Origin of the sequence: Novosphingobium jiangmenense, from assembly GCF_015694345.1 — a bacterium.
Taxonomy (GTDB): Bacteria; Pseudomonadota; Alphaproteobacteria; order Sphingomonadales; family Sphingomonadaceae; genus Novosphingobium; species Novosphingobium jiangmenense.
This window is the reverse complement of record NZ_JADQDC010000001.1, coordinates 67,793-88,666: the sequence shown is the minus strand read 5'-3', so window position 1 is coordinate 88,666 and position 20,874 is coordinate 67,793. Positions and strand designations below refer to the sequence as shown.

Annotated in this window: 19 protein-coding genes; 15 read left to right on the top strand and 4 right to left on the bottom strand. The window is 65.9% G+C overall.

Translation table 11 applies throughout. The features are described 5' to 3' along the window. The first annotated feature begins 47 nt into the window (after positions 1-47). From I2488_RS19760 to I2488_RS00350, 11 genes are all read left to right on the top strand, one after another. Complete coding sequence (locus tag I2488_RS19760; RefSeq protein WP_196273833.1) at positions 48-1,286, top strand: methyltransferase domain-containing protein; 1,239 nt, start codon at positions 48-50, stop codon at positions 1,284-1,286. Then, entirely contained in the window at positions 1,283-1,642 is a 360-nt protein-coding gene (locus tag I2488_RS00395; RefSeq protein ID WP_196273832.1) for a hypothetical protein, read from the top strand. Before I2488_RS19760 ends, I2488_RS00395 begins: the two co-directional genes overlap by 4 nt. After that, complete coding sequence (locus I2488_RS00390; protein WP_196273831.1) at positions 1,639-3,033, top strand: FAD-dependent oxidoreductase; 1,395 nt, start codon at positions 1,639-1,641, stop codon at positions 3,031-3,033. Before I2488_RS00395 ends, I2488_RS00390 begins: the two co-directional genes overlap by 4 nt. 128 nt (positions 3,034-3,161) lie before the next feature. Next, positions 3,162-4,790: an FAD-binding oxidoreductase gene (locus I2488_RS00385; protein ID WP_196273830.1), complete on the top strand. Its 1,629-nt coding sequence runs from the start codon at positions 3,162-3,164 to the stop codon at positions 4,788-4,790. A 2-nt stretch (positions 4,791-4,792) separates the two neighbouring features. Beyond that, complete coding sequence (locus I2488_RS00380) at positions 4,793-5,809, top strand: zinc-binding dehydrogenase (RefSeq protein WP_246465388.1); 1,017 nt, start codon at positions 4,793-4,795, stop codon at positions 5,807-5,809. After that, on the top strand, positions 5,806-7,179 hold the full coding sequence (locus I2488_RS00375; protein ID WP_196273829.1) for a 3-isopropylmalate dehydratase large subunit: 1,374 nt from the start codon (positions 5,806-5,808) through the stop codon (positions 7,177-7,179). Before I2488_RS00380 ends, I2488_RS00375 begins: the two co-directional genes overlap by 4 nt. Further along, positions 7,176-7,781, top strand: a complete 606-nt coding sequence (leuD, locus tag I2488_RS00370; protein WP_196273828.1) for a 3-isopropylmalate dehydratase small subunit — start codon at positions 7,176-7,178, stop codon at positions 7,779-7,781. Before I2488_RS00375 ends, leuD begins: the two co-directional genes overlap by 4 nt. Next, entirely contained in the window at positions 7,778-8,698 is a 921-nt protein-coding gene (locus I2488_RS00365; protein ID WP_196273827.1) for a hydroxymethylglutaryl-CoA lyase, read from the top strand. The genes leuD and I2488_RS00365 overlap by 4 nt, the downstream gene beginning before the upstream one ends. Further along, positions 8,695-9,891, top strand: a complete 1,197-nt coding sequence (locus I2488_RS00360; RefSeq protein WP_281389968.1) for a CaiB/BaiF CoA transferase family protein — start codon at positions 8,695-8,697, stop codon at positions 9,889-9,891. Before I2488_RS00365 ends, I2488_RS00360 begins: the two co-directional genes overlap by 4 nt. A gap of 28 nt (positions 9,892-9,919) precedes the next feature. Beyond that, positions 9,920-10,831, top strand: a complete 912-nt coding sequence (locus I2488_RS00355) for a DUF1838 family protein (protein WP_196273826.1) — start codon at positions 9,920-9,922, stop codon at positions 10,829-10,831. Then, complete coding sequence (locus tag I2488_RS00350; RefSeq protein WP_196273825.1) at positions 10,831-11,724, top strand: MBL fold metallo-hydrolase; 894 nt, start codon at positions 10,831-10,833, stop codon at positions 11,722-11,724. The genes I2488_RS00355 and I2488_RS00350 overlap by 1 nt, the downstream gene beginning before the upstream one ends. Before the next feature lie 51 nt (positions 11,725-11,775). Here the strand turns inward: I2488_RS00350 and I2488_RS00345 are convergent, their stop codons facing one another. The 4 genes from I2488_RS00345 to I2488_RS00330 form a co-directional block, all read right to left on the bottom strand. Further along, the gene (locus I2488_RS00345; protein WP_214652135.1) at positions 11,776-12,453 is read right to left on the bottom strand and encodes a hypothetical protein; all 678 of its coding nucleotides are present in this window, start codon (positions 12,451-12,453) and stop codon (positions 11,776-11,778) included. A 45-nt stretch (positions 12,454-12,498) separates the two neighbouring features. Beyond that, a complete protein-coding gene (locus I2488_RS00340) occupies positions 12,499-12,858 on the bottom strand; it encodes a hypothetical protein (RefSeq protein WP_196273824.1) in 360 nt (119 codons plus the stop codon). Continuing rightward, positions 12,855-14,096, bottom strand: a complete 1,242-nt coding sequence (locus I2488_RS00335; protein ID WP_196273823.1) for a class I SAM-dependent methyltransferase — start codon at positions 14,094-14,096, stop codon at positions 12,855-12,857. Before I2488_RS00335 ends, I2488_RS00340 begins: the two co-directional genes overlap by 4 nt. A 127-nt stretch (positions 14,097-14,223) precedes the next feature. Continuing rightward, positions 14,224-14,517 (bottom strand): DUF1330 domain-containing protein, encoded by a 294-nt coding sequence (locus tag I2488_RS00330; RefSeq protein WP_196273822.1) that lies wholly within the window; start codon positions 14,515-14,517, stop codon positions 14,224-14,226. Positions 14,518-14,765: 248 nt separating this feature from the next. Here I2488_RS00330 and I2488_RS00325 point away from each other — a divergent pair, with 248 nt between their 5' ends. The 4 genes from I2488_RS00325 (at position 14,766) to I2488_RS00310 (ending at position 20,783) form a co-directional block, all read left to right on the top strand. Continuing rightward, positions 14,766-16,814: a hydantoinase/oxoprolinase family protein gene (locus I2488_RS00325; protein WP_196273821.1), complete on the top strand. Its 2,049-nt coding sequence runs from the start codon at positions 14,766-14,768 to the stop codon at positions 16,812-16,814. 14 nt (positions 16,815-16,828) lie between these two features. Further along, complete coding sequence (locus tag I2488_RS00320; protein WP_196273820.1) at positions 16,829-18,688, top strand: hydantoinase B/oxoprolinase family protein; 1,860 nt, start codon at positions 16,829-16,831, stop codon at positions 18,686-18,688. Positions 18,689-18,801: 113 nt separating this feature from the next. Beyond that, positions 18,802-19,665, top strand: a complete 864-nt coding sequence (locus tag I2488_RS00315) for an isocitrate lyase/phosphoenolpyruvate mutase family protein (protein WP_196273819.1) — start codon at positions 18,802-18,804, stop codon at positions 19,663-19,665. Next, positions 19,662-20,783 (top strand): zinc-binding dehydrogenase, encoded by a 1,122-nt coding sequence (locus I2488_RS00310; RefSeq protein WP_196273818.1) that lies wholly within the window; start codon positions 19,662-19,664, stop codon positions 20,781-20,783. Before I2488_RS00315 ends, I2488_RS00310 begins: the two co-directional genes overlap by 4 nt. The last annotated feature ends 91 nt before the right edge of the window (positions 20,784-20,874 follow it).

The following is a 20,874-nucleotide window of genomic DNA, read 5'->3' as shown; positions in this document are numbered from 1 at the left end:
CGGCATCCAGTGAATGCAGCCTGCGCAAGCAACCGAAGAGGAAGTCCGTGAGTTCTTCAGCAGACACCCCAACCCCGGCGCCGAACGATCCTAGCGCGGGTTACGACGGCCCCCCCGATTTTCGCGTCATTGGTCGCCACGCGGTTTTCCCGCAGACCAGCCATGACGAAATCGAGCGGATCAACTTCCTCGCGCAGATGAACCGGCACCTCGCCGCGCGCGTCGTTCCGGGGGTCAAGGCAGCGTTCGATGCCCGCGTCGTCCCGGCGTTCGAGGCGCAACATGGCCGGGCGATGGCAGACCGCCACGAAGCCCGCCGCGCCCTGCTCGAAGACCCTGCTTTCCAGACCTGGTCGGCCCTGCGCCGCTTGACGATGGAGCAGCGCCAACAGGCCGGCCGCTGGACGGCGCTGCGCCAGCGCGAGCGGCTGAACGCCGTGACCGCCGGACTCACCGAGGGCGATCCGCGCCTGTCGCTCGACCCGTCGCTGCCGATCCCGCGCTATGTCTCGGCGGTGGATCACCACTGCATGCCCGGCAGCTACCACACCGAATACTTCCCCGGCGATGCGGTGAACGGCGCGAACTACGATCATGCTGGCTTCGTCACTACCGGCGGCCTGCTCGGCGGCTATTCCGATGGCGGCGGCCATGCCGTGGTCAAGTGGGTCAGGCGCAACCTGCCCGACTTCAAGCCCCGCAAGATCCTCGAGATCGGCGGCACCGTCGGCCATTCCTCGCTGCCGCTGGCGCAGGCCTTTCCGGAAGCGGAGATGACCGTGGTCGATCTTGGCGCGCCGGTGCTGCGCTATGGCCTGGCCCGCGCCAAGTCCCTGGGCGTCGACAACATCAGCTTCGTCCAGGCGAGCGGCGAGGATCTTTCGATGTACCCGGACGCCAGCTTCGACTGGATCCAGACGACGATGTTCCTGCACGAGCTTTCGACCAAGGCCCTGCGCGCGATCTTTGCCGAGACGCGCCGACTGCTGAAGCCCGGCGGCATCGTGCTCCACGTCGAACAGCCGCAATATGCCCCCGAAATGCCGCTGTTCGAACAGGCGATGCGCGATTGGGACGCGTTCTACAACAACGAGCCGTTCTGGAGCCGGATGCACGAGATGGACCTCGACGCAGAGATGGTCGCCGCCGGGTTCGAGCGTGACAAGCTGATCCACGGCGGGGTGACCGGCGTGGTCGATCGCGAACTCTTCCCCGATGCGGAAGAGGACGACACCGAAGACTATGGCCGCAAGGCCGCATGGCATGTGATCGGAGCCGTGGCATGAGCTTTGCCGAAGCCCTCGCCGGAGCGGGCGCCAAGCCTGCGGGCAAGCGCCCCTACTTCCTCGAACCGCAGGTCGAGCGCGTTCTGGCCATCACCATGGCCATGGCGCAGGAACTGGCCGTGGCGCGCCAGCGCAGCGATACGCTGGAGCGCCTGCTGCTGGCCAAGGGCGTGTTGACGCCGGGTGAGATCGACGCCTTCGTGCCCGATCGCGCTGCCTCGGCTGAACGCCAGATGTGGAACCAGGAATTCATCGCCCGCATCCTGCGCATCGTGCAGCAGGAGAACGAGGCGGTGATGTCGCCTGCCGAGGTCGCCTCGGGCGATGTCGGCGAAGAGCTGGCGCGCGAGGCATGATTCCGGACTTCGAATACGTCATCCCGGTGCTGGTCATCGGCGGCGGCGCCTGCGGCTGCATCGCCGCGCTTTCCGCGCATCACGCCGGGGCGCAAGTGCTGCTGGTAGAGCAGGACGAGCGCCCGATGGGCAGCACTGGCATGAGCCAGGGCCTGATCTGCGCTGCCGGAACGAAGGCGCAAGTCGCGCTCGGCATCGAGGACAGCGCCGACACCTATTTCGCCGACATAATGGCCAAGACCAAGGGCCTGACCGATCCGGTCCTCGCCCGCGCCATTGCCGATCATGCCGGGCCGACGGTCGACTGGATGGTCGATACGCTCGACCTGCCGTGGGAGCTCGATACCGGGTTCCGTCCCGCCTATGGCAATTCCACTTTCCGCGTCCATGGCTGGCGCGGGCACGGTGGGCAGGACATGGTCGATCTGCTCCATCGCCGCCTTGCCGATGCGGGCGTCGACGTTCTGCTCGGCGCGAAGCTGGTCGAAGTTCATGCCGACGAGACCAGCCGCGTTCATGGCGTCACCCTCGAACGGCCGGATGGCGCGCAGGAGCTGGTCGGCTGCGAAACGCTGATCCTGGCCTGCGGGGGCTTTGCCGCCAACCGTGCCATGGTCGCACAGCACATGCCCGATGTCTCCCACGCCCGGAACAACGGACATGAGGGCAGCCAGGGCACCGGCATCGCCGTGGGTCAACAGCTCGGCGCGGGGCTTGGCGACATGGGCGCCTATCAGGGCTATGCCATGCTTGCCGAACCGCAGGGCATTCCAGTGCCGCCGGGCGTTCCGGTCGAAGGCGGCGTGCTTGTAAACATCGCGGGCCAGCGCTTCACCAACGAGGTCGAGGACATTGCCGGGATGGTCCATCCCGTCCTCGCCCAGCCCGGCGATCACGTCTGGGTGGTGTTCGACGCGCGGATCGAGGGCAAGACCGACTACATCCCCGAGATGCAGCAGCTGATCGCGCTCAACGCCGCGCGCAAGGCCGATACCCCGGAAGAACTCGCCGCAATGATCGGCGTACCGGCCGAGGCTCTCTTCGCCACTCTGGCCGAAGCCCACATCGCCCAGACCAGCGGCCAACCCGATAAGTTTGGCCGTGTCTGGGGCGCAGACTTGCCGCCGGTCGCACCGTTCCGCGCAGTGAAGGTCGTCGGCGCGATCTTCCACACGCAGGGTGGCTTGCAGATCGATGGACAGGCCCGCGTGCTGCGCGCCGATGGCACGGTGCTGCCCAATCTGTTTGCCGGAGGCGGCGCCGCGCGCTCGGTCTCGGGACCTGCACACTGGGGCTATCTGCCAGCCATGGGCCTTGCCACGGCGGTCACTTTCGGCCGTCTCGCCGGCCTTGGGGCAGCAGCGCTCGCCCGGCAATTGACCGATGCGTGAACAGTTTCTCCGTCTGTCGGACAGCAACCCGCGCAGTCCGACAGATCGGGCCCTCGTTTGACATATTCCAATAACAATTGATTCCGGCGCCGGCAGGCCGTGTCCGGACGAACAGTGGAAGATCCAGGATGGCCGACAGCATGACCCTCAGCCGCATTGTCCCTGCACCCGCAGAGCTGCGCACCCGCCTCGAAGGCATCGTCGGGGCAGAGCACGTCACGTCGGACGAGGCCACGCTGCGCCTGTTCAGCGAGGACATCTGGGCGCGCGGCGATCACGTCGCGATGCTCTCGGTTGCGCCTGCCAACACCGCCGAACTCGCCGCCGTAGTAGCAGCGGCCAACGATGCGGGCGTGGACATCGCGCCGCGCGGCGCGGGAATGAGCTATACCAGCAGCTACACCCCCGTCACTGCCAGCACGATCACGCTCGACATGCGCCGCATGGACCGGGTGCTGCGGGTCAGCCCCGAAGACATGACCGTGACGGTCGAGGCCGGCTGCACCTGGCTTGCACTCAACGAAGCGCTCAAGCCGCATGGCCTGCGCACCCCGTTCTGGGGGCCGATGTCGGGCATCTATTCGACCATCGGCGGCGGGCTTTCGCAGCTCAACGCGATGTTCGGTGCCGGCCACTACGGCACGTCGAGCGAGAGCGTGGTGGCGATCACCATGGTCCTGGCCGATGGCCGCACCCTGCGCACCGGCGCGCGCGGGCCGGATGGCGATACGCCGCACTATCGCCACTACGGGCCTGACCTTGCCGGTCTGTTCATGGGCGATTCCGGCACGTTGGGCATCAAGGCCGAAATCACCCTGCGCCTGATCCGCACGCCCGCTTTCGAGGATTCCGTCTCGTTCTCGTTCAAGACCGGCGAGATCATGCTGCAGGCGCTGGCCGAGATGACCCGCGCAGGGATCGCCTCCGAAACCTGCGGCTTCGACCCCGGCCTTACCAAGGTGCGCATGAAGCGCATGTCGATGGCCAGCGACGTGAAGACGCTGGGCAAGGTCATCGCCAAGGAGAAGTCCTTCGGCAAGGGCCTGCTCGCCGCGGCAAAGATCGCCATCGGCGGGCGCAACTTCATTCCCGAAGAGGAATACCCGCTGCACATCACGGCAGAGGGGCGCTGCAAGGAAGCGGTTGCTGCCGACATCGCCACCGCGCGTGAGATTGCCGCCCGCTTCGAGGGCGAGGAGATCGAGAACTCGATCGCCAAGGTCATCCGCGCCATGCCCTTCCCCGCGCCGAACTCGATCCTCGGTCCCGAGGGCGAAAGCTGGGTGCCGGTCCACGGCCAGGCCTCGCTCTCCACCGCGCCCGCGATGTTCGCAGAGATCCGCGCCTACTTCGATTCCATGCAGGAAACCTTCGACAAGCACGGCATCTTCAACGGCTTCCTGTTCTCCTCGCTTTCGACCACCGCGCTGGTGATCGAGCCGGTGTTCTTCTGGCCCGAAGGCTACCGCCCGATCCATGAAGCGATGGTCGAACCTGCGCACCTCAAGAACCTCAAGCAGCTCGGACCCAACGCCGAAGCTACCGCGGTGGTCACCGAGGCGCGCGAGCAGGTGAAGGCCATCTGCAAGAAGTACGGCGCAGCGCACTTCCAGATCGGCCGCGCGTACACCGCCTACCGCGAAAGCCGCGATGAGGCGTTCAAGGACGTGCTCGATGCGGTAAAGGCCGTGGTCGATCCGCGCGGGGTGTTCAATCCCGGCTGCCTCGGCTTTCCGATCCGGGAAGGCCGGAACTGAGCATGGGCGAAGGAACCTACCGCGCAATCCGGCTGGAACGCATCGCGCCCTCCTTCCGCGAGGGCGCCGACATTGTTGACGTTCAGGCGACCGAACCGGGACGCGGCGAGATCAGAGTGCGCAACCTGTTCTGCGGCGTGAACGCAATCTTCGATACCCAGATCGCGCGCAATGCCGTCGATTACGTGAAGATCGCCCTGCCCACCTTCACCGGCGTCGAAGCCATCGGCGTGGTCGAGGCCGTGGGCGAGGGCGTGAAGCAGTTTGCCGTCGGCGATGCAGCGGTCTCCGTCCGCTTCACCGGCGGCTACCGCGAGGCCAACACCAGCGCTGCATCCAACTTCGCCCATGCTCCCGCTGCCACGCGCGAGTATCTCACCTTGGCCTCAACCGGCGTCTCCGCCCTCGTCGCGCTCGAACAGATCGGGGAAGTGAAGACCGGCGAGACCGTTGCCATATCGGCGGCCGCAGGCGGCCTTGGGCACATCCTCGTCCAGCTTGCTGCGCTGAAAGGCTGCCGCGTGATCGGCGTGGCGGGCGGGCCTGAGAAGTGCGCCTTCGTCGCCTCGCTCGGCGCCGAGCGCGTGATCGACTACCGCTCTGAAGACGTCGGCGCAGTACTCGCCGCCGAATACCCGCGCGGGATCGACGTCGCGGTCGACACGGTCAGCGGCACGATCTTCGATGCCTTCCTCGCCAACCTCGCCAACCACGGCCGTCTGGTCGTCGGCGGCGCGGCGGCAGACCTCGAGGGCAAGCCCGAAATCGTCACCGCCCCGCGCATCGCCCATGCCATCTACTACAAGGGCGCATCGGTGCGCGGCTTCATGAACGGGCTGCTGACCGCGCATTGGGACGATGCCCGCACCCGGTTGTTCGACCTCTACGCGCGCGGCTTGCTACGGGTGCGGTTCGACAGCCAGCGCAATCTGGGTCTCGAAGGCATCTACGACGGCATCGAGCGGCTGCTTTCGGGCAAGTCGATGGGCAAGGTCGTGGTCGATCTGGCCGAGCAATGACCCAGCGCCCGAAGACCCTGTTCGAGAAGATCTGGGATGCGCACCACGTGGCGCAGACCGCTGGCGGCGCTCACCTGATCGCGATCGACCGCGTGTTCCTGCACGAACGCACCGGTGCTTCGGCGCTCAAGTCCTTGGCGGCCAGCGGTCGTCCGGTGCGCGATCCCGCACGCGTGTTCGCGGTGATGGACCACATCGTCGATACCCGCATCGGCCGAGGCGACGACACGCTGATGCCCGGAGGCAGCGCCTTCATCACCGAAACGCGCGCAGCAGCGCAGGCGGCGGGCATCACCCTGTTCGACGTGAACGATCCCGATCAGGGCATCACCCACGTCATCTCGCCCGAACTCGGCATCGTCCTGCCCGGTGCGACGCTGGTGGCGCCGGACAGCCATACCTGCACACAGGGCGCACTCGGCGCGTTCGCATGGGGCATCGGTTCATCCGAAGCCGAACATGCAATGGCCACCGGCGTGCTCAGGCTTGACCGGCCCAAGACGATGCGCGTGACATTCAATGGCACGCTCGCCTCCGCCGTCACACCCAAGGACATGGCGCTTCACCTGCTTGCGACTTACGGCGCAGGCGGCGGCGCGGGCCATGTGGTGGAGTTTGCGGGCGAGGCGGTCACCGCGCTCGACATCGAAGGCCGCATGACCTTGTGCAACATGGCCACCGAATTCTCCGCCATGACCGCGATCATCGCGCCGGACGCCAAGACTTACGCATACCTTGCCGGTCGCCGCCATGCTCCTGCCAGCTTCGATGCTTCCTACTGGTCGAAGCTGACCACCGACGACGGCGCAACCTTCGACCGCGAGATCGTCATCGACGCCGCCACCATCGCCCCGATGGTCAGCTGGGGCACCAGCCCGGAACACAGCATGGCCGTGACCGGCAGCGTGCCCAAGGGACCGGACCGCGCCCACGCCTATATCGGGCTGGAAGCGGGCCAGACTCTGCTCGGTACACCGATCGACGCCGCGTTCATCGGCTCGTGCACCAACGCCCGCCTCTCGGACCTGCGCCGCGCTGCTGATCTCCTGCGCGGCAGGCACATCGCCCCCACGATGAGGAAGGCACTGGTCGTCCCCGGAAGTTCCGCCGTCAAGCGCGCCGCCGAGGCCGAAGGGCTGGACAAGGTGTTCACCGCCGCAGGCTTCGAATGGCGCGCCAGCGGCTGTTCGTTGTGCTTCTATGCGGGCGGCGAAAGCTTTCCCGAAGGCTCCCGCACCATCAGCAGCACCAACCGCAACTTCGAAGGCCGCCAGGGCCCCGGCATCCGCACCCATATCGCCAGTCCCGAAACGGTCGCCGCCAGTGCCATTGCAGGAGCGATTGCCGATCCCAGGGAGCTGGCGCGATGACCCCGTTCACTTCGCTGAACTCGGTGGCGGTTCCGCTGCTGCGCGACAACGTCGATACCGACGCGATCATCCCCAGCCGCGAAATGAAGAGCACCGGGCGCACCGGCCTTGCCGATGGCCTGTTCGCGCCGTGGCGCTATCTCGATGCGGTGGCGCGCGTCCCCGATCCCGCCTTCCCGCTCAACCAGCCAGAGGCGCAAGGCGCGCAGATCCTGCTCGGCGGAGCGAACTTCGGCTGCGGATCGAGCCGCGAGCATGCAGTCTGGGCGCTGGCCGAGTACGGCATCCGCTGCGTCATTGCCGAGAGCTTCGCGCCCATTTTCCGCGGCAACTGCATCCGCAATGGTATTCTGCCGGTGACGCTGGACCGCGCCGCGATCGACGGCCTTGGCTGGCAGAAACTTGTCGTTGACCTGACGACGCAGACCGTCACCGCTGACGGCAAATCCCACGCCTTCACCATCGAGGAAGAGCCGCGCCAGATGCTGCTCGAAGGGCTCGATGCCATCGCGCTGACGCTCAAGTCTCTCCCCGAAATCGACGCATGGACGCAAGCCGACCGCGCCCGCCGTCCATGGATCTACGCTGGAAAAGCTGCATGACCCGGATTCTCGTCTCCGAAGTCGGCCCGCGCGACGGGCTGCAATCGATCAAGGCCGTGATGCCGACCGAGGCGAAGAAGGCGTGGATCGCCGCCGAAGCCGCCGCCGGCGTGCGCGAGATCGAAGTGGGCAGCTTCGTACCGCCGAGCCTCCTGCCGCAGATGGCCGATACCGCAGAGATCGTCGCCTTCGCGCGCGGCATCGCAGGACTGAACGTCGTCGCCCTCGTCCCCAATGCCAGGGGCGCGGCCCGAGCGGTGGAAGCCGGCGTCCACGGCATCTCGATCCCGTTTTCGATGAGCGAGACCCATTCGCAGCGGAACGTCCGCAAGGACCACCCCGCCATGCTCGCAGAGATCGCCGAAGTCGCCCGCATCGCGCGCGAGGGCGGCGTCCACTTCGCCGTCGGCCTGTCCACCGCGTTCGGCTGCACCATCGAAGGCGCAGTGCCGGAAGATCAGGTCGTCCGCCTTGCCGTGGCCGCAGCAGAAGCGGGCGCGCAGGAATTCAGCCTGTCCGACACCACCGGTTATGCCGACCCGGCGCAGGTCCGTCGCCTGGTACGCAAGGTCAAGGCCGCTGTCGGTGCCGACAAGCTGACCACGCTGCACCTTCACAACACGCGCGGGCTGGGCCTCGCCAATGCGCTGGCCGGGCTGGAAGAGGGCATCACCACGCTCGATTCCTCGTTGGGCGGCCTGGGCGGCTGCCCCTATGCGCCAGGTGCTTCGGGCAATCTCGTCACCGAAGACCTCGTGCTGATGCTCAATTCCATGGGGCTGGAAACCGGCATTGATCTTGAAAAGCTGCTCGCTGTGCGGAGCATTCTGGCCGAGGCCCTGCCCGATGAGCCGCTGTACGGCTTCACTCCCGATGCTGGCCCGATGCTCGATTACGCCGAAAGGATTGCCCGTTGACCCCCGCTCACGAACAGACCGGCCCGACGCCATTGGCCGGGATCAAGGTCATCGAGTTCACCCACATGGTCATGGGTCCTACGGTCGGCCACATCCTTGCGGGGCTTGGCGCAGAAGTGATCCGCATAGAGCCTTTGGGCGGGGATCGCACCCGCCGCCTGCTCGGCTCGGGCGCGGGCTATTTCCCGATGTACAATCGCGGCAAGCGTTCGATCTGCCTCGATCTCAAGTCGGCCGAGGGCAAGGCCGTGGCGCGTGACCTTTGCGCGCAGGCCGACGTGATGGTGGAGAATTTCCGCCCAGGCGCGCTGGACCGGCTCGGCCTGTCGTTCGAAGCCCTCTCGGTTATCAACCCGCGCCTGATCTACTGCTCCGAGAAAGGCTTCCTTCCCGGACCCTACGAGGACCGCACCGCGCTCGATGAAGTGGCGCAGATGATGGGAGGCCTTGCCTACATGACCGGCCCTCCGGGCCGCCCCTTGCGTGCCGGGTCCAGCGTGGTCGACGTGACCGGCGGCATGTTCGGCGTGATCGGCATCCTCGCCGCGCTGGAGGAACGCCACCGCACCGACAAGGGCCAGAAGGTCGTCGCCAGCCTGTTCGAAACCACCGTATACCTCGTCGGCCAGCACATGGCGCAGTTCGCCGTCACCGGAAAGGCCGCGGCGCCGATGCCCGCACGCATCTCCGCCTGGGCGATCTACGACGTGTTCGAGACCAAGGACGAACCCGTATTCATCGGCGTCGTCTCCGACAGCCTGTGGGAGAAGTTCTGCGCCCTCTTCGCGCTCGACGATCTCTGGGCCGACGAGGCGATCCGCACCAACAACGAGCGCGTGCTGGCGCGCGAGCGCATCCTGCCGCAGATCCGCGCCCTGATGGCATCGATGACCCGCGCCGAGGTCGTGGCCAAGCTCGAAGGCACCGGCCTGCCCTTCGCACCGATCGGACGACCCGAGGACATGTTCGACGATCCGCAGCTGGCCTCGGGCGGGCTGGAGGATGTCACGCTCGACAGTGGCAAGCAGACCCGCCTGCCGACGATCCCGCTCGAGATGGGCGGCAAGCGCCCCGGCGGCAGCGTGGCCCTGCCCCAACCCGGCGCCGATGCCCACGCGATCCTGCAAGAGCTGGGCTACCCGGCACAGCGCATCGATGAACTGATCGGGCAGGGTGCCGTGGAAACCGCCTGACCTGAGGCCATTTGTGGGGAACAAGCCGATGACCGATTTCGACAGCAGCGACGAGACCTTCCTCCTCAGCCGCCGCACCATGCTCGGCGGGGCCGGGCTGACCGGCGCGGCGCTGGCGGGTTCCGGCCTGCTCGGCGCAGCACCCGCGCTAGGCGCTTCGCTGATCCGCGAGGAAGGCATCCCGACAGACCCTGCCGCGCGCATCGCCATGATCCGCCGCATGCGGCTGCGCACCGATCCCGGCGTGGTCTACTGGTGGTTCCGTGGCCGCAACTATGCCCAGCAAGGCGCCAAGCTCACCCCGCTGTGCGAACTGGTGTTCGGCGCGGTGATGCAGGTGAACCCGCTGGCCGACGGCAGCATGGAACTGACCTCCTACGAACTCGGCTTCCGCACCGCACCCGGCACCAACGAGCGTTCGGACCAGTTGCGCAACCCGCTGACCGGTGAAATGGTCGACGTTCCATTCGTTCCGGTCGGTCCGACCAAGGTGCGCTACAGCGCCGCCAACGACCTGATCTTCGATGGCAAGATCGGCAACACCTCGTTCAAGGCCGAACACGTGCCCGAGCTGTTCTACCACATGGGCGACCAGATCAGCTTCCAGCAGCACACCGCCGCCGACACCGAGACGCCGGGCCTTCCGCCGCGCCGCCTCAACGACATGACGATGATCACCAGCCCCGCCCGGGAAGCGCTGAACCCTCGCGTCCACTGCGCCAGCGCGACCGGCTATGGCACAGATCTTTCCGATTACGCCCGCTGGTGGAAGATGCCCGCCGGCATGGGCACGCAGTGCCTGCGCAGCGTCGGCCGCAAGGAAACCAGCTACGCCAACATGCCCAAGGACTGGGTAGCAATGCTCGCCCGCGTGAATCCCGAAGGCGCCCGCGATCCGCGCAAGCTGCTGACGCAGCGCCAGGAAGAATACCGCAACTGATGCACCGGGCAGGACTCGTCCTCGCCGCTGCGCTCCTGAGCGGGGCAACGCGCGGGGACGATCCGCTGACCCGGCCCATTACCGGCTCCGACGCAACGCTCTGGCTTCAACCGGACGCGCCGCTGCGCGTGTTCCCAAAGCTGGGTTACATCGGGCCTAAGTGGGTCAAACAGGGCGTCATCGACACCGGCAAGGGCCTTGTCCTGATCGACGCGGGTCTGCCCGAGGGCTTGCCGGTGCTGCGCGCCCATCTTGCCGAACTCGGCTATCGGATCGATCAGGTGAGGTGGCTGCTCGTCACCGAACCCCATTATGATCACGCGGGAGCCATCGCAGCCATCGTGCGTGAGAGCGGCGCGCGGGTCTATGCCTCGGCCTCCACCGCCGCAGCGCTGCGCCACGGCATCAGTGGCGACGAGGACCCGCAGCGCGCCAGCCTGATCGCCTTTGCCCCGGTCCGCAACGTCATCATCGTGAAGGACGGCCAGCGCCTGCGCTTCGGCAACGTCAGCATCACCGCCCGCGCCATGCCGGGGCACACGCCCGGATCGATGGGCTGGTCGTGGCAGACCTGCACCCCCGCCAGCGGCTGCGCCAAGGTGTTCTTCGCCGCCAGCCTCAACTCCCTCACCGCCGGGACTTACCGCTACCGCGACCACCCGGAACTCGTCGCCGCCTTCCGCCGCAGCATCGCCATGCTGCGCGATGAGCCCTGCGACGTGCTCCTCTCCAATCACGCCGACCATTCCGGCGCCGACCTGCGCGCTGCTGCAAGACGGGCTGGCACCACGCCCGATCCCATGCGCACTCCGGAAGCCTGCAAGGCCATGGCGGACAAGTACGCCACGCTGCTCGATGCCCAGCTCGCCCGCGAGGACGCCGCGCCCAAATAGAAAGGGCGGCCCAACGGACCGCCCTCCCCTTTTTCGCAAATTCTGCCCCGATCAGAACGGCTTGACCGTCCCCAGGAAGCAGATGCCCGAGATCGTGATCCAGTACACGTAGGCCATCAGGCGTCCGTAGAGGAACTCGCGCTCCAGCGCCGCTTCCTCGGCCGGGTTCGGACCTTCGGCGAGGCGGCGGAAGCGCACCGTCCACAGGCGCATGATCCAGCGCAGGCCAAGGCCGATGCACAGGGTGAAGCCGTACAGCGTAAACTTCGTGGCATACCAGCGCGAACCCTCGCCCGCCTCGAACGGCCCATGGCCGAGCAGCGAGGAGATGCCGACCACGAAGATCGTCGGGATCAGCACCCAGCGGATCTTTTCGTCCAGCTTGGTCAGCATCACGCCGCGATCGGTTTCGCGGAAGATGAACGCCGACCAGCACAGGGCGAGCCAGCCCGCCACGAACACCCACATCGCCGTCAGGTAACCACCGCCGTAGGGCTGCAGGCCATAGATATTGCCCATGTGCAGCCCCAGCGGCAGCAGCATGATGATACCGGTGCGCGCCAGGATGTCGATGCGATAGGCGGTTTCCATATGCCGCCGGCGCTCCTCCATCGAGAGCTTGCGATTGATGATGTTGAAGCTTGTCTGGAAGACACCCCATTCGCCGCCCAGCCAATAGACCATGGAGACGATGTGGACCCAGCGCAGTACCAGTACTTCTTCGATCAACGACTTTCCCCTTTGATGCGGAAGCCGCCACTAAGCCACTGCGCGTCAGCCTCGGGAAAGCCGCTCCACCCAGTCGGTGACCGGCGGATCGGGGTTCTCCATGGCTTCGACTTCCTGCTGGAAGCCGCGCATGACGCGGGCAATATATGCCCTCATGGCGATGCCTCGTTCCTCACCGGCCCCCATGTCCGGCCTGAAGTTCTCGATGGCATCCCGGCTGAGAGAGCCTTGCGCCTCCAGCAGCCGTTCAACGGTATCAAGGCGTTCCCGCGTCGCGGCCAGTTCGGCCGTCAGCGACAACGCCAGCGAAAAGAGCCGGTCGACCGCCATCTCGTCGAAGAAGGCCGGCCGTCCGCCCTTGGCGCGAGCGCCCGAACGCGCGATCCAGTCGATTTCCTGCGTCATGCCGAAATCTCCTTTTTTGCTCCGCTGGTTAACCCATTGTCCTGATTTGGCTTCCAGGCGCCGTAGGCGTTCCAGATCGCAGCGCGTCCGTAATCCTCCTCATCGCCATCGGGCGATGCCGGGAACAGCGACTTGTCGGGAATTGCTCGCACACCGGTTACAAACTGGTGGTCCAGCGGGAATCCGGCCTGCGCCATCACCGCCTTCAGATCGACGCCATGCATGGCCGACCAGAACGGTTCGTTGTTGTTGTAGGCGTCCCAATCGCGGATGAACTGCTCGTAAAGCGGCATGTCCGGCCCGTACTGCGGCTGTTCGACATGGAGCAACAGACCGCCCGGCTTGAGCACGCGGGCACACTCGGCGAGGATCTTCGGCATCGATTCCGCCGAAAGCTCGTGCAGGAACATCGTCGTCTGCACCCAGTCGAAGTGGTTGTCCGGAAACCGCGAAAGGTCTTCGCCACTGGCCTGAACGAAGCGGATGTTCGTGACGCCCAGCCCCGCTGCACGCGCCGCACCATAGCGCAGCGATGCCGCCGCCGTGTCGATCGCGGTCACTTCTGCATCGGGAAAACCTTGCGCAAAGGGCACTGCATTGTGACCTACGGTGCACCCCACATCGAGGATGCGCTTTGGTTGCCAGTCCGGGCGATTGGCCTTGACCCAGCCGACCACGGCCTGCCCGCCACCATCGTTGAGACTGCCGAGCGCGCCGCCCGTCGTCGCAAACAGGCCGACGTCATAGTTCGCGCCCACGGTCACGTCGCCCTCGCGCTCGCCCCCGTGATAGCCGCCGGGCTGGCAGTGAATGTCGACGCAAGTGGCATAGACCGGCTGCTCGACGCTCGGGTCCAGTTCCAGCAGGCCGGAAGCAGCGTTGAAAGCCCGAGCCTTCGCATCCAGTTCGTCAAGCTGGCGCAACACGATCTGGCGGCCGTTCTGCTGGCGCATTTCCATCGAATTGCGCTTCAGCGCCGACCACATGCGATGGAACGGGTCCTGGTTCATCGCCACGCGGATTTCCTCGCGGCTCTCCGGCTCGCGCCCGTGGATCACCTTGAAGGCCGGCAGCACGCGCGTTTCATAGGCCACGCGATTGCCCCGCCCGATCTCACCCGAAAGATAGCGGTTGAACAGCGTCAGGAAATTGAACCGCGAAGCCTCGTCGTGGCTCGCCTGCGGCATCATCGGATGGCGCTGCAAGGCTGTATAGGGTGGCGGAATCTTGTCCTTCATAAGCCCTCCTCGGTTGTGAAAGGTTCGTGGTCGGCGGGGCACCCCCGCACTGACCTCGACGAATCGAACCTGACACCAACCGGATCGAGAGCTGTTGATTTGTATCAACTATAGGACAATTAAATTCTCACGCCCCCACCAGCGTCACGTCGATCTCGGCCAGCCCCTCGCGCAGCCGCTTGGCCTCGGCATATTCGGGCGAATTGTAGAAGCCGAGCGCAGCCTCGCGGCTCGGCCATTCCGAGACCACCACCGAAGCGCCGTCTGCCCCCTGCCCCTCGAGCACTTGCGCTCCCGGCGCGCGGATCACGTAGCGACCGCCATGCTGTTCGAGAATCTCGGCGGCCCGCTGCGAGTATCCGCAGGCCATGAACGCCTCGCGATCCTTGATCTTCGCCGTCACCACCAGCCACGCCGCCATCCTGCACGTCCCTTGCAATCTGTCCTGCGCGCAATCGACACTTCGCAAGGCCATGCGAACAGCACGGCCCCTCACCTATCCGACCAGCGAAAACTTCTCGCCCGGTGTCCCCGCTGGGCGACCGCAAAAAGCCGCTTGGCGGATAACTTGGCGCGAGACCGAGGCGCGAGCACGGCGCAGGCATAGCAATCGGCCCCGAGAACCAACGACGGCGATTCCGCCGCGAGATACAAGCGATCGGGGTAGATATGACCTATCGACTGGGCGTGGACGTGGGTGGCACGTTCACCGACCTCCTGCTGTTCAACCAGAGCACCGGCGAATTCTGGCGCAACAAGACGCCGTCGACCCCGCACGACAGTTCGGAAGGCATTCTGAACGGCGTCACCGCCATCTGCGAGAAGGCAGGCATTTCGCCCGCTGACGTCGAATTCTTCCTCCACGGCACCACCGTGGCGACCAACGCCGTGCTCGAAGGCAAGGGCGCCCGCGTCGGCCTCGTCACCACCGACGGCTATCGCCAGGTCATGCAGATCGCCCGCTCGTTCGTGCCGGGCGGACTTGCCGGGTGGATCGTCTGGCCAAAGCCGGTGCCGCTGGCCGCGCTGCAGGACACCGTCGAAGTGCGCGGGCGCATGGATGCGCAAGGCAACGAGCTGGAACCGCTCGACGAAGTGCAGGTTCGCGAAGCCCTTGTCGCCCTGCGCGACAGCGGCGTGGAAGCACTGACCATCAGCCTGATCAACGCCTACCTCAACGGCGCGCATGAAAAGCGTATCGGCGAACTGGCGGCAGAGATCATGCCCGGCGTGCCGATGTCGCTGTCCCACGAGGTCCTGCCCGAAATGCAGGAGTACGAACGCACGCTGACCACTGTCGCCAACGCGGCGGTGCGCCCGGTGATGCGCAAGTATATCCACAACCTGCGCGACAGCCTGCGCGGCGCTGGCATGGCCGGATCGCTCTCGCTGCTGCGCTCGGACGGCGGGTTGATGTCTTCGGAGAAGTCCGAAGAACATCCTGTCTCACTGCTGATGTCCGGCCCCGCCGGTGGTGTCACCGGGGCAATCTGGGTCGGCCGCAATGCAGGCATCAGGAACATCCTCACGCTCGACGTGGGCGGCACCAGCACCGACGTCGCCCTGATCGAGAACCTCGAAGCCCGTCGCCAGCGCACCACCGAAGTCGGGCACCTCTCGGTCCGCGCCTCGGCACTCGACGTGAAGACCGTGGGCGCAGGTGGCGGCTCGATCGCCTACGTGCCCGAACTGACCGGCGCGCTGCGCGTCGGCCCGCAGTCGGCAGGCGCGGTTCCCGGCCCTGTGGCCTACAGCAAGGGCGGCACCCTGCCGACCGTGACCGACGCCAACGTCGTGCTTGGCTATCTCCCTGAGAACCTGCTGGGCGGCACCTTCAAACTTGACCGTGAAGGCGCCAAGAAGGCCGTGCAGACCATTGCCGACGCGCTGGGCATCGGGCTGATGGAAGCCGCACGCGGCATCATCGACATCGTCAACGAGAACATGTTCGGCGCGCTGCGCATGATCTCGGTGCAACAGGGCTATGACCCGCGCGATTTCGCGGTGATGGGCTTCGGCGGCGCTGGCCCGCTCCACGTCAACGCCGTCGCCAGGCTGATGGGTTCGTGGCCCGCCGTCTCGCCGGTCAGCCCCGGCGTGCTCTGCGCGCTGGGCGATGCCACCACGCGCATGCGCACCGAAACCGCGCGCTCGTTCAGCCGCCGCGTTGACGAAACCGACGAAGCCGAAGTCATCGCCCTGCTCGAGGACATGGCCGCACAGACCCGCGCCGAACTGACCGCCGAGGGCATCAGCGAGGCAGATGTCACCAGCCTGTTCGAACTCGACATCCGCTATGAAGGGCAGGCCTTCGAAGTGCCACTGTCGATCGACGCCGAGGTCCTGCGCCGCGATGGTCTGAAAGGTGTGACCGACCGCTTCGATGCCGAACACAAGCGCCTGTTCACCTTCAACATGGACTCCGCGCACGAACTGGTGAACCTGCGCGCCGTCGCCATGGGCCCCGCGCTCGATCTGCCCGCACCGCCGCTCGAGCAGGGCAACGGAGATCCGATTGCCGCCAAGGTGCGCGACCATGAACTCTGGGCCGATGGCGCGATGGTGCCTGCCGTGATCTACGACCGAGCCAAGCTGCGCGCGGGTGACGTGATCCCCGGCCCTGCCATCGTCACCGAGATGGACTCCACCACGCTGATCGAAGCCGGCTGCGTCGGCACCGTCGACCATGTCGGCAACATCCTGATCAATCTTGCCTGAGAACGGATAGCACCATGCCCGCACAGATCATCCAGGCCAACACCACGCCCTTCAACGCCGTGGCCGTCGATCCGGTCACGCTCGACATCATCGAGAACGCGCTGCGCAACGCGCGTATCGAGATGGACGCAACGCTTGTGCGCACGGCGATGTCTCCGGGCATCCGCGAGCAGGGCGACGCCTTCCCGCTCATCGCCGATCACACCGGCAAGATGATCGTCGGCCAGTTCGGCTCCTACATCGGCCCGTTCCTCGATGGCTATGACGGCACCGTCGAGGACGGCGACCTGATCTTCCTGTCCGACCCCTATTCGGTGCAGGGCGCGATCAGCCACTCGAACGACTGGCTCGTGCTGCTGCCGGTGTTCAAGGACGGCCGCCTGATCGCCTATACCTCGATGTTCGGCCACCAGAGCGACATCGGCGGCATGGTCCCCGGCTCGATGCCGATCCACGCCACCTCGATCTTCCAGGAAGGCGTGCGCATCCCGCCGGTCAAGATCTGGAAGCGCGGTGAGTACAACGAGGACCTGATCAAGCTGGTCATGCACCAAACCCGCACCCCGGACTGGTGCAAGGCCGACCTCAACGCCCTGATCGCCTCGTGCCGCGTCGCCGCCCGCCGCGTCTATGAAATGGCCGAGCGCTTCGGCGACGACGTGTTCACCTCGGCCACGACGATGCTGCTCGAACGCAACCACCGCGCGATGAAGCAGCTGATCGCCAGTTCGATCAGCGAAGACAAGGTCAGCTTCGAGGACTACATCTGCGACGACGGCATGGGCTATGGCCCCTACAAGATCAAATGCACGATGTGGCGCGAGGACGGTCGCGTCGTGCTGGACTTTGCCGGGACCGATCCGCAGAGCCAGGCCTCGATCAACATGCTGCTCAACGAGAACATGATGCGCATGTTCTTCGGCATCTACATGATCATGATCTTCGATCCGCAGATCCTGTTCAACGACGGTTATTATGACCTGATCGACGTGCGCATCCCCGAAGGATCGCTCCTGAAGCCCAAGTTCCCGGCAGCACTTTCGGGCCGCACCCACGTGCTCGGCCGCCTGTTCGATATCCTCGGCGGCCTCCTCGGCCAGAAGACCCCGGAGTTCCTCAACGCCGCCGGGTTCTCCTCCTCGCCGCACCTGTTCTACGCCGGCACCGACAAGGCCGGAAAGTGGTTCCAGCTGTTCCAGATCGGCTTCGGCGGTATTCCCGGCCGTCCGCTGGGTGACGGGCCGGATGGGCACTCGCTGTTCCCCGGCTTCACCAACGTGCCGAACGAGTTCCTCGAACGCTACTTCCCGCTGGTGATCGAACGCTACGAGACCGTGCCCGATTCTGGCGGCGCGGGCCTGCACCGTGGCGGCAACGGCATCGACATGGTCTACAAGTTCCTCGAAGCCGGCACCATCGCCATCCATGACGACCGCTGGTTCGTGCCGCCATGGGGCGTCAACGGCGGTGAACCCGGCGCCCGCGCCCGCAAGGTCCTGATCAAGGCCGATGGCACCGAGATCGTCGTCGGCAACAAGATCGAGGACTATCCGGTCGAACCGGGTGACCGCCTCCACTTCATCACCTGGGGCGGCGGCGGCTGGGGCGATCCGCTGGAGCGCGATCCCGAACTGCTGGCGGTCGAACTGGCGCAGGGCCTTGTCACCGAAAAGGGCGCGCTGCGTTATGGCGTGGTGCTCAAGGATGGCGCGGTCGATGCTGCCGCAACGCAAGCCCTGCGCACCAAGCTGCGTGCCGAACGCGGCGAGATCGGCGTGTTCAACTTCGGTCCCGACATCGAAACCCTGCGCGCCAACTGCCTTGCCGAAACGGGGCTCCCTGCCCCCAAGGCTCCGCGCTGGGCGAACGCATAACAAGAACCCACCCCCAACCCCTCCCGCAGGCGGGAGGGGCGCGAGACTTATCGAACCGCAGGTGAGATTAGTCGCAGCGGGGTGGGCTTTACCGCAGCATAAGGACCAGATCAGTGGCCAATCCCATTCTCCGCGAGAAGCTGAACTCCGGAAAGTTCTTCGTCGTCCCCGGCATTCAGGACATGATCACTGCGGTCATCGCCAACAAGGTCGGCTTCGATATCGTCTATGGCACCGGCTACTGGCTGACCGCCTCGGCCTGGGGCCTGCCCGATGCCGGGATCGCCACCTACACCGAAATGCGCAACCGCATGGAGACGCTGGCGCGCACCTCCAACGCGGCGGTCATCGCCGATGGCGACACCGGCTACGGCGGCCTCCTCAACGTCCACCACACCGTGAAGGGCTATGAAGCCTCGGGCGTCACAGCGATCCAGATCGAGGATCAGGAATTCCCCAAGAAGTGCGGCCACACGCCGTTCAAGCGCCTGATCTCCACCGAGGACATGGTAGAGAAGATCCAGGTCGCCGTGGACTCGCGGGAGAGCGAGGACTTCGTCGTGATCGCCCGCACCGATGCGCGCGAGAGCGAAGGCCTCGACGGGGTGCTGCGCCGCCTTGAAGCCTATTCCAAGGCCGGGGCCGACGTGCTCTTCCCCGAAGCGCTCCACAGCGAAGAGGAAATGCGCAAGGCCTGTGCCGTGCTCGACAAGCCCTGCATGGCCAACATGTCGAACCACGGCAAGACCCCGGTCCCGCCTGCCGAAGTGCTTGCCGAAATCGGCTATGCCTATGCCATCTATCCCTCGCTCACCAGCCTTGCCGCTGCAGCCGCGATGGAAAAGGTCCTGCGCGATCTCAAGGACCACGGCGTCGGCCAGCCCGACGGCCTGTTCGACTTCTCGGAGTTCTGCTCGCTGATCGGCTTCGAGGACGTCTGGGCCTTCGAGAAGAAGTGGGGCAAAGTTCCGGCATGACAACGCGCCGCATCGCCGCCGCCGTCCTCAGCCGGAGCGGCAACAACCCAGCGCCCTATGCGGCGAACAAGCCGCTCGAGGTAAAGACCCTCGAACTCGCCGATCCCAAGCCCGGCGAAGTTCTGGTGCGGATCGACGCGGCAGGGCTGTGCCACTCCGATCTCTCGGTCATCAACGGCGACCGTCCCCGCCCGATGCCGATGGCGCTCGGCCATGAAGCTGCCGCCACCGTGCTGGCGCTCGGCGATGAAGGCGATGGCAGCCTTGCCGTAGGCGACCGCGTCGTGCTGGTGTTCCTGCCCTCGTGCGGCCACTGCGTCGCCTGCGCCTCGGGCCAGGGCTACCTTTGCGCCAATGCCGCTGCCGCCAACGGCAAGGGCGAGTTGATGCAGGGTGGCTCGCGCCTCTCCTGTGACGGACAGGACGTCCACCACCACCTCGGCGTCTCGGCCTTCGCTACGCAGGCCGTGGTCGATCGCCGCTCGCTGGTGAAGATCGACAAGGACATCCCGCCCGAGACCGCCGCCCTGTTCGGCTGCGCCGTCCTCACCGGCGTGGGTGCGGTGATGAACACGGCGCAGGTCCGCCCCGGCGAATCCGTGCTGATCTACGGCCTCGGTGGCGTCGGCCTTGCCGCGCTGCTCGGCGCCCTGGCTGCGGGTGCCCAACCCGTCGTCGCGGTCGATCCTTTCCCCGAAAAGCGTGCGCTCGCGCTCGAACTGGGTGCCGCCGCTGCCGTCGCTCCGGGCGAAGACGCAGACCTGTTTGGCGCTGACGTCGTGATCGAGACGGTCGGCAAGGCCGCCGTCCTCGCCCATGCCTACAAGGCCGCCAAGCGCGGCGGGCGCATCGTCACGGTTGGCCTGCCCAACCCGGCAGAAACGCTCGAAATCAATGCCTTGTCCCTCGTCGCCGAGGGCAAGACGCTGATCGGCAGCTACATGGGCTCGTCCATCCCCTCGCGCGATATTCCGCGCTACATCGCCTTGTGGAAGGCGGGCCGGATGCCGGTGGAAAAGCTGCTGACCTCGGTCAGCCCGCTGGAGGAAATCAACGAGCTGATGGACAAGCTGGCCCAAGGCAAGGCCGTCCGGCAGGTCATTGTGCCGGCGTGGTAATTGTTCCGAATTGCAGACGGTTTTATCCGACAAGCGGATAAACGCTTGAACAATTCGGTCATATGACATTCCTTTGGCAGTCTGCGCGAAA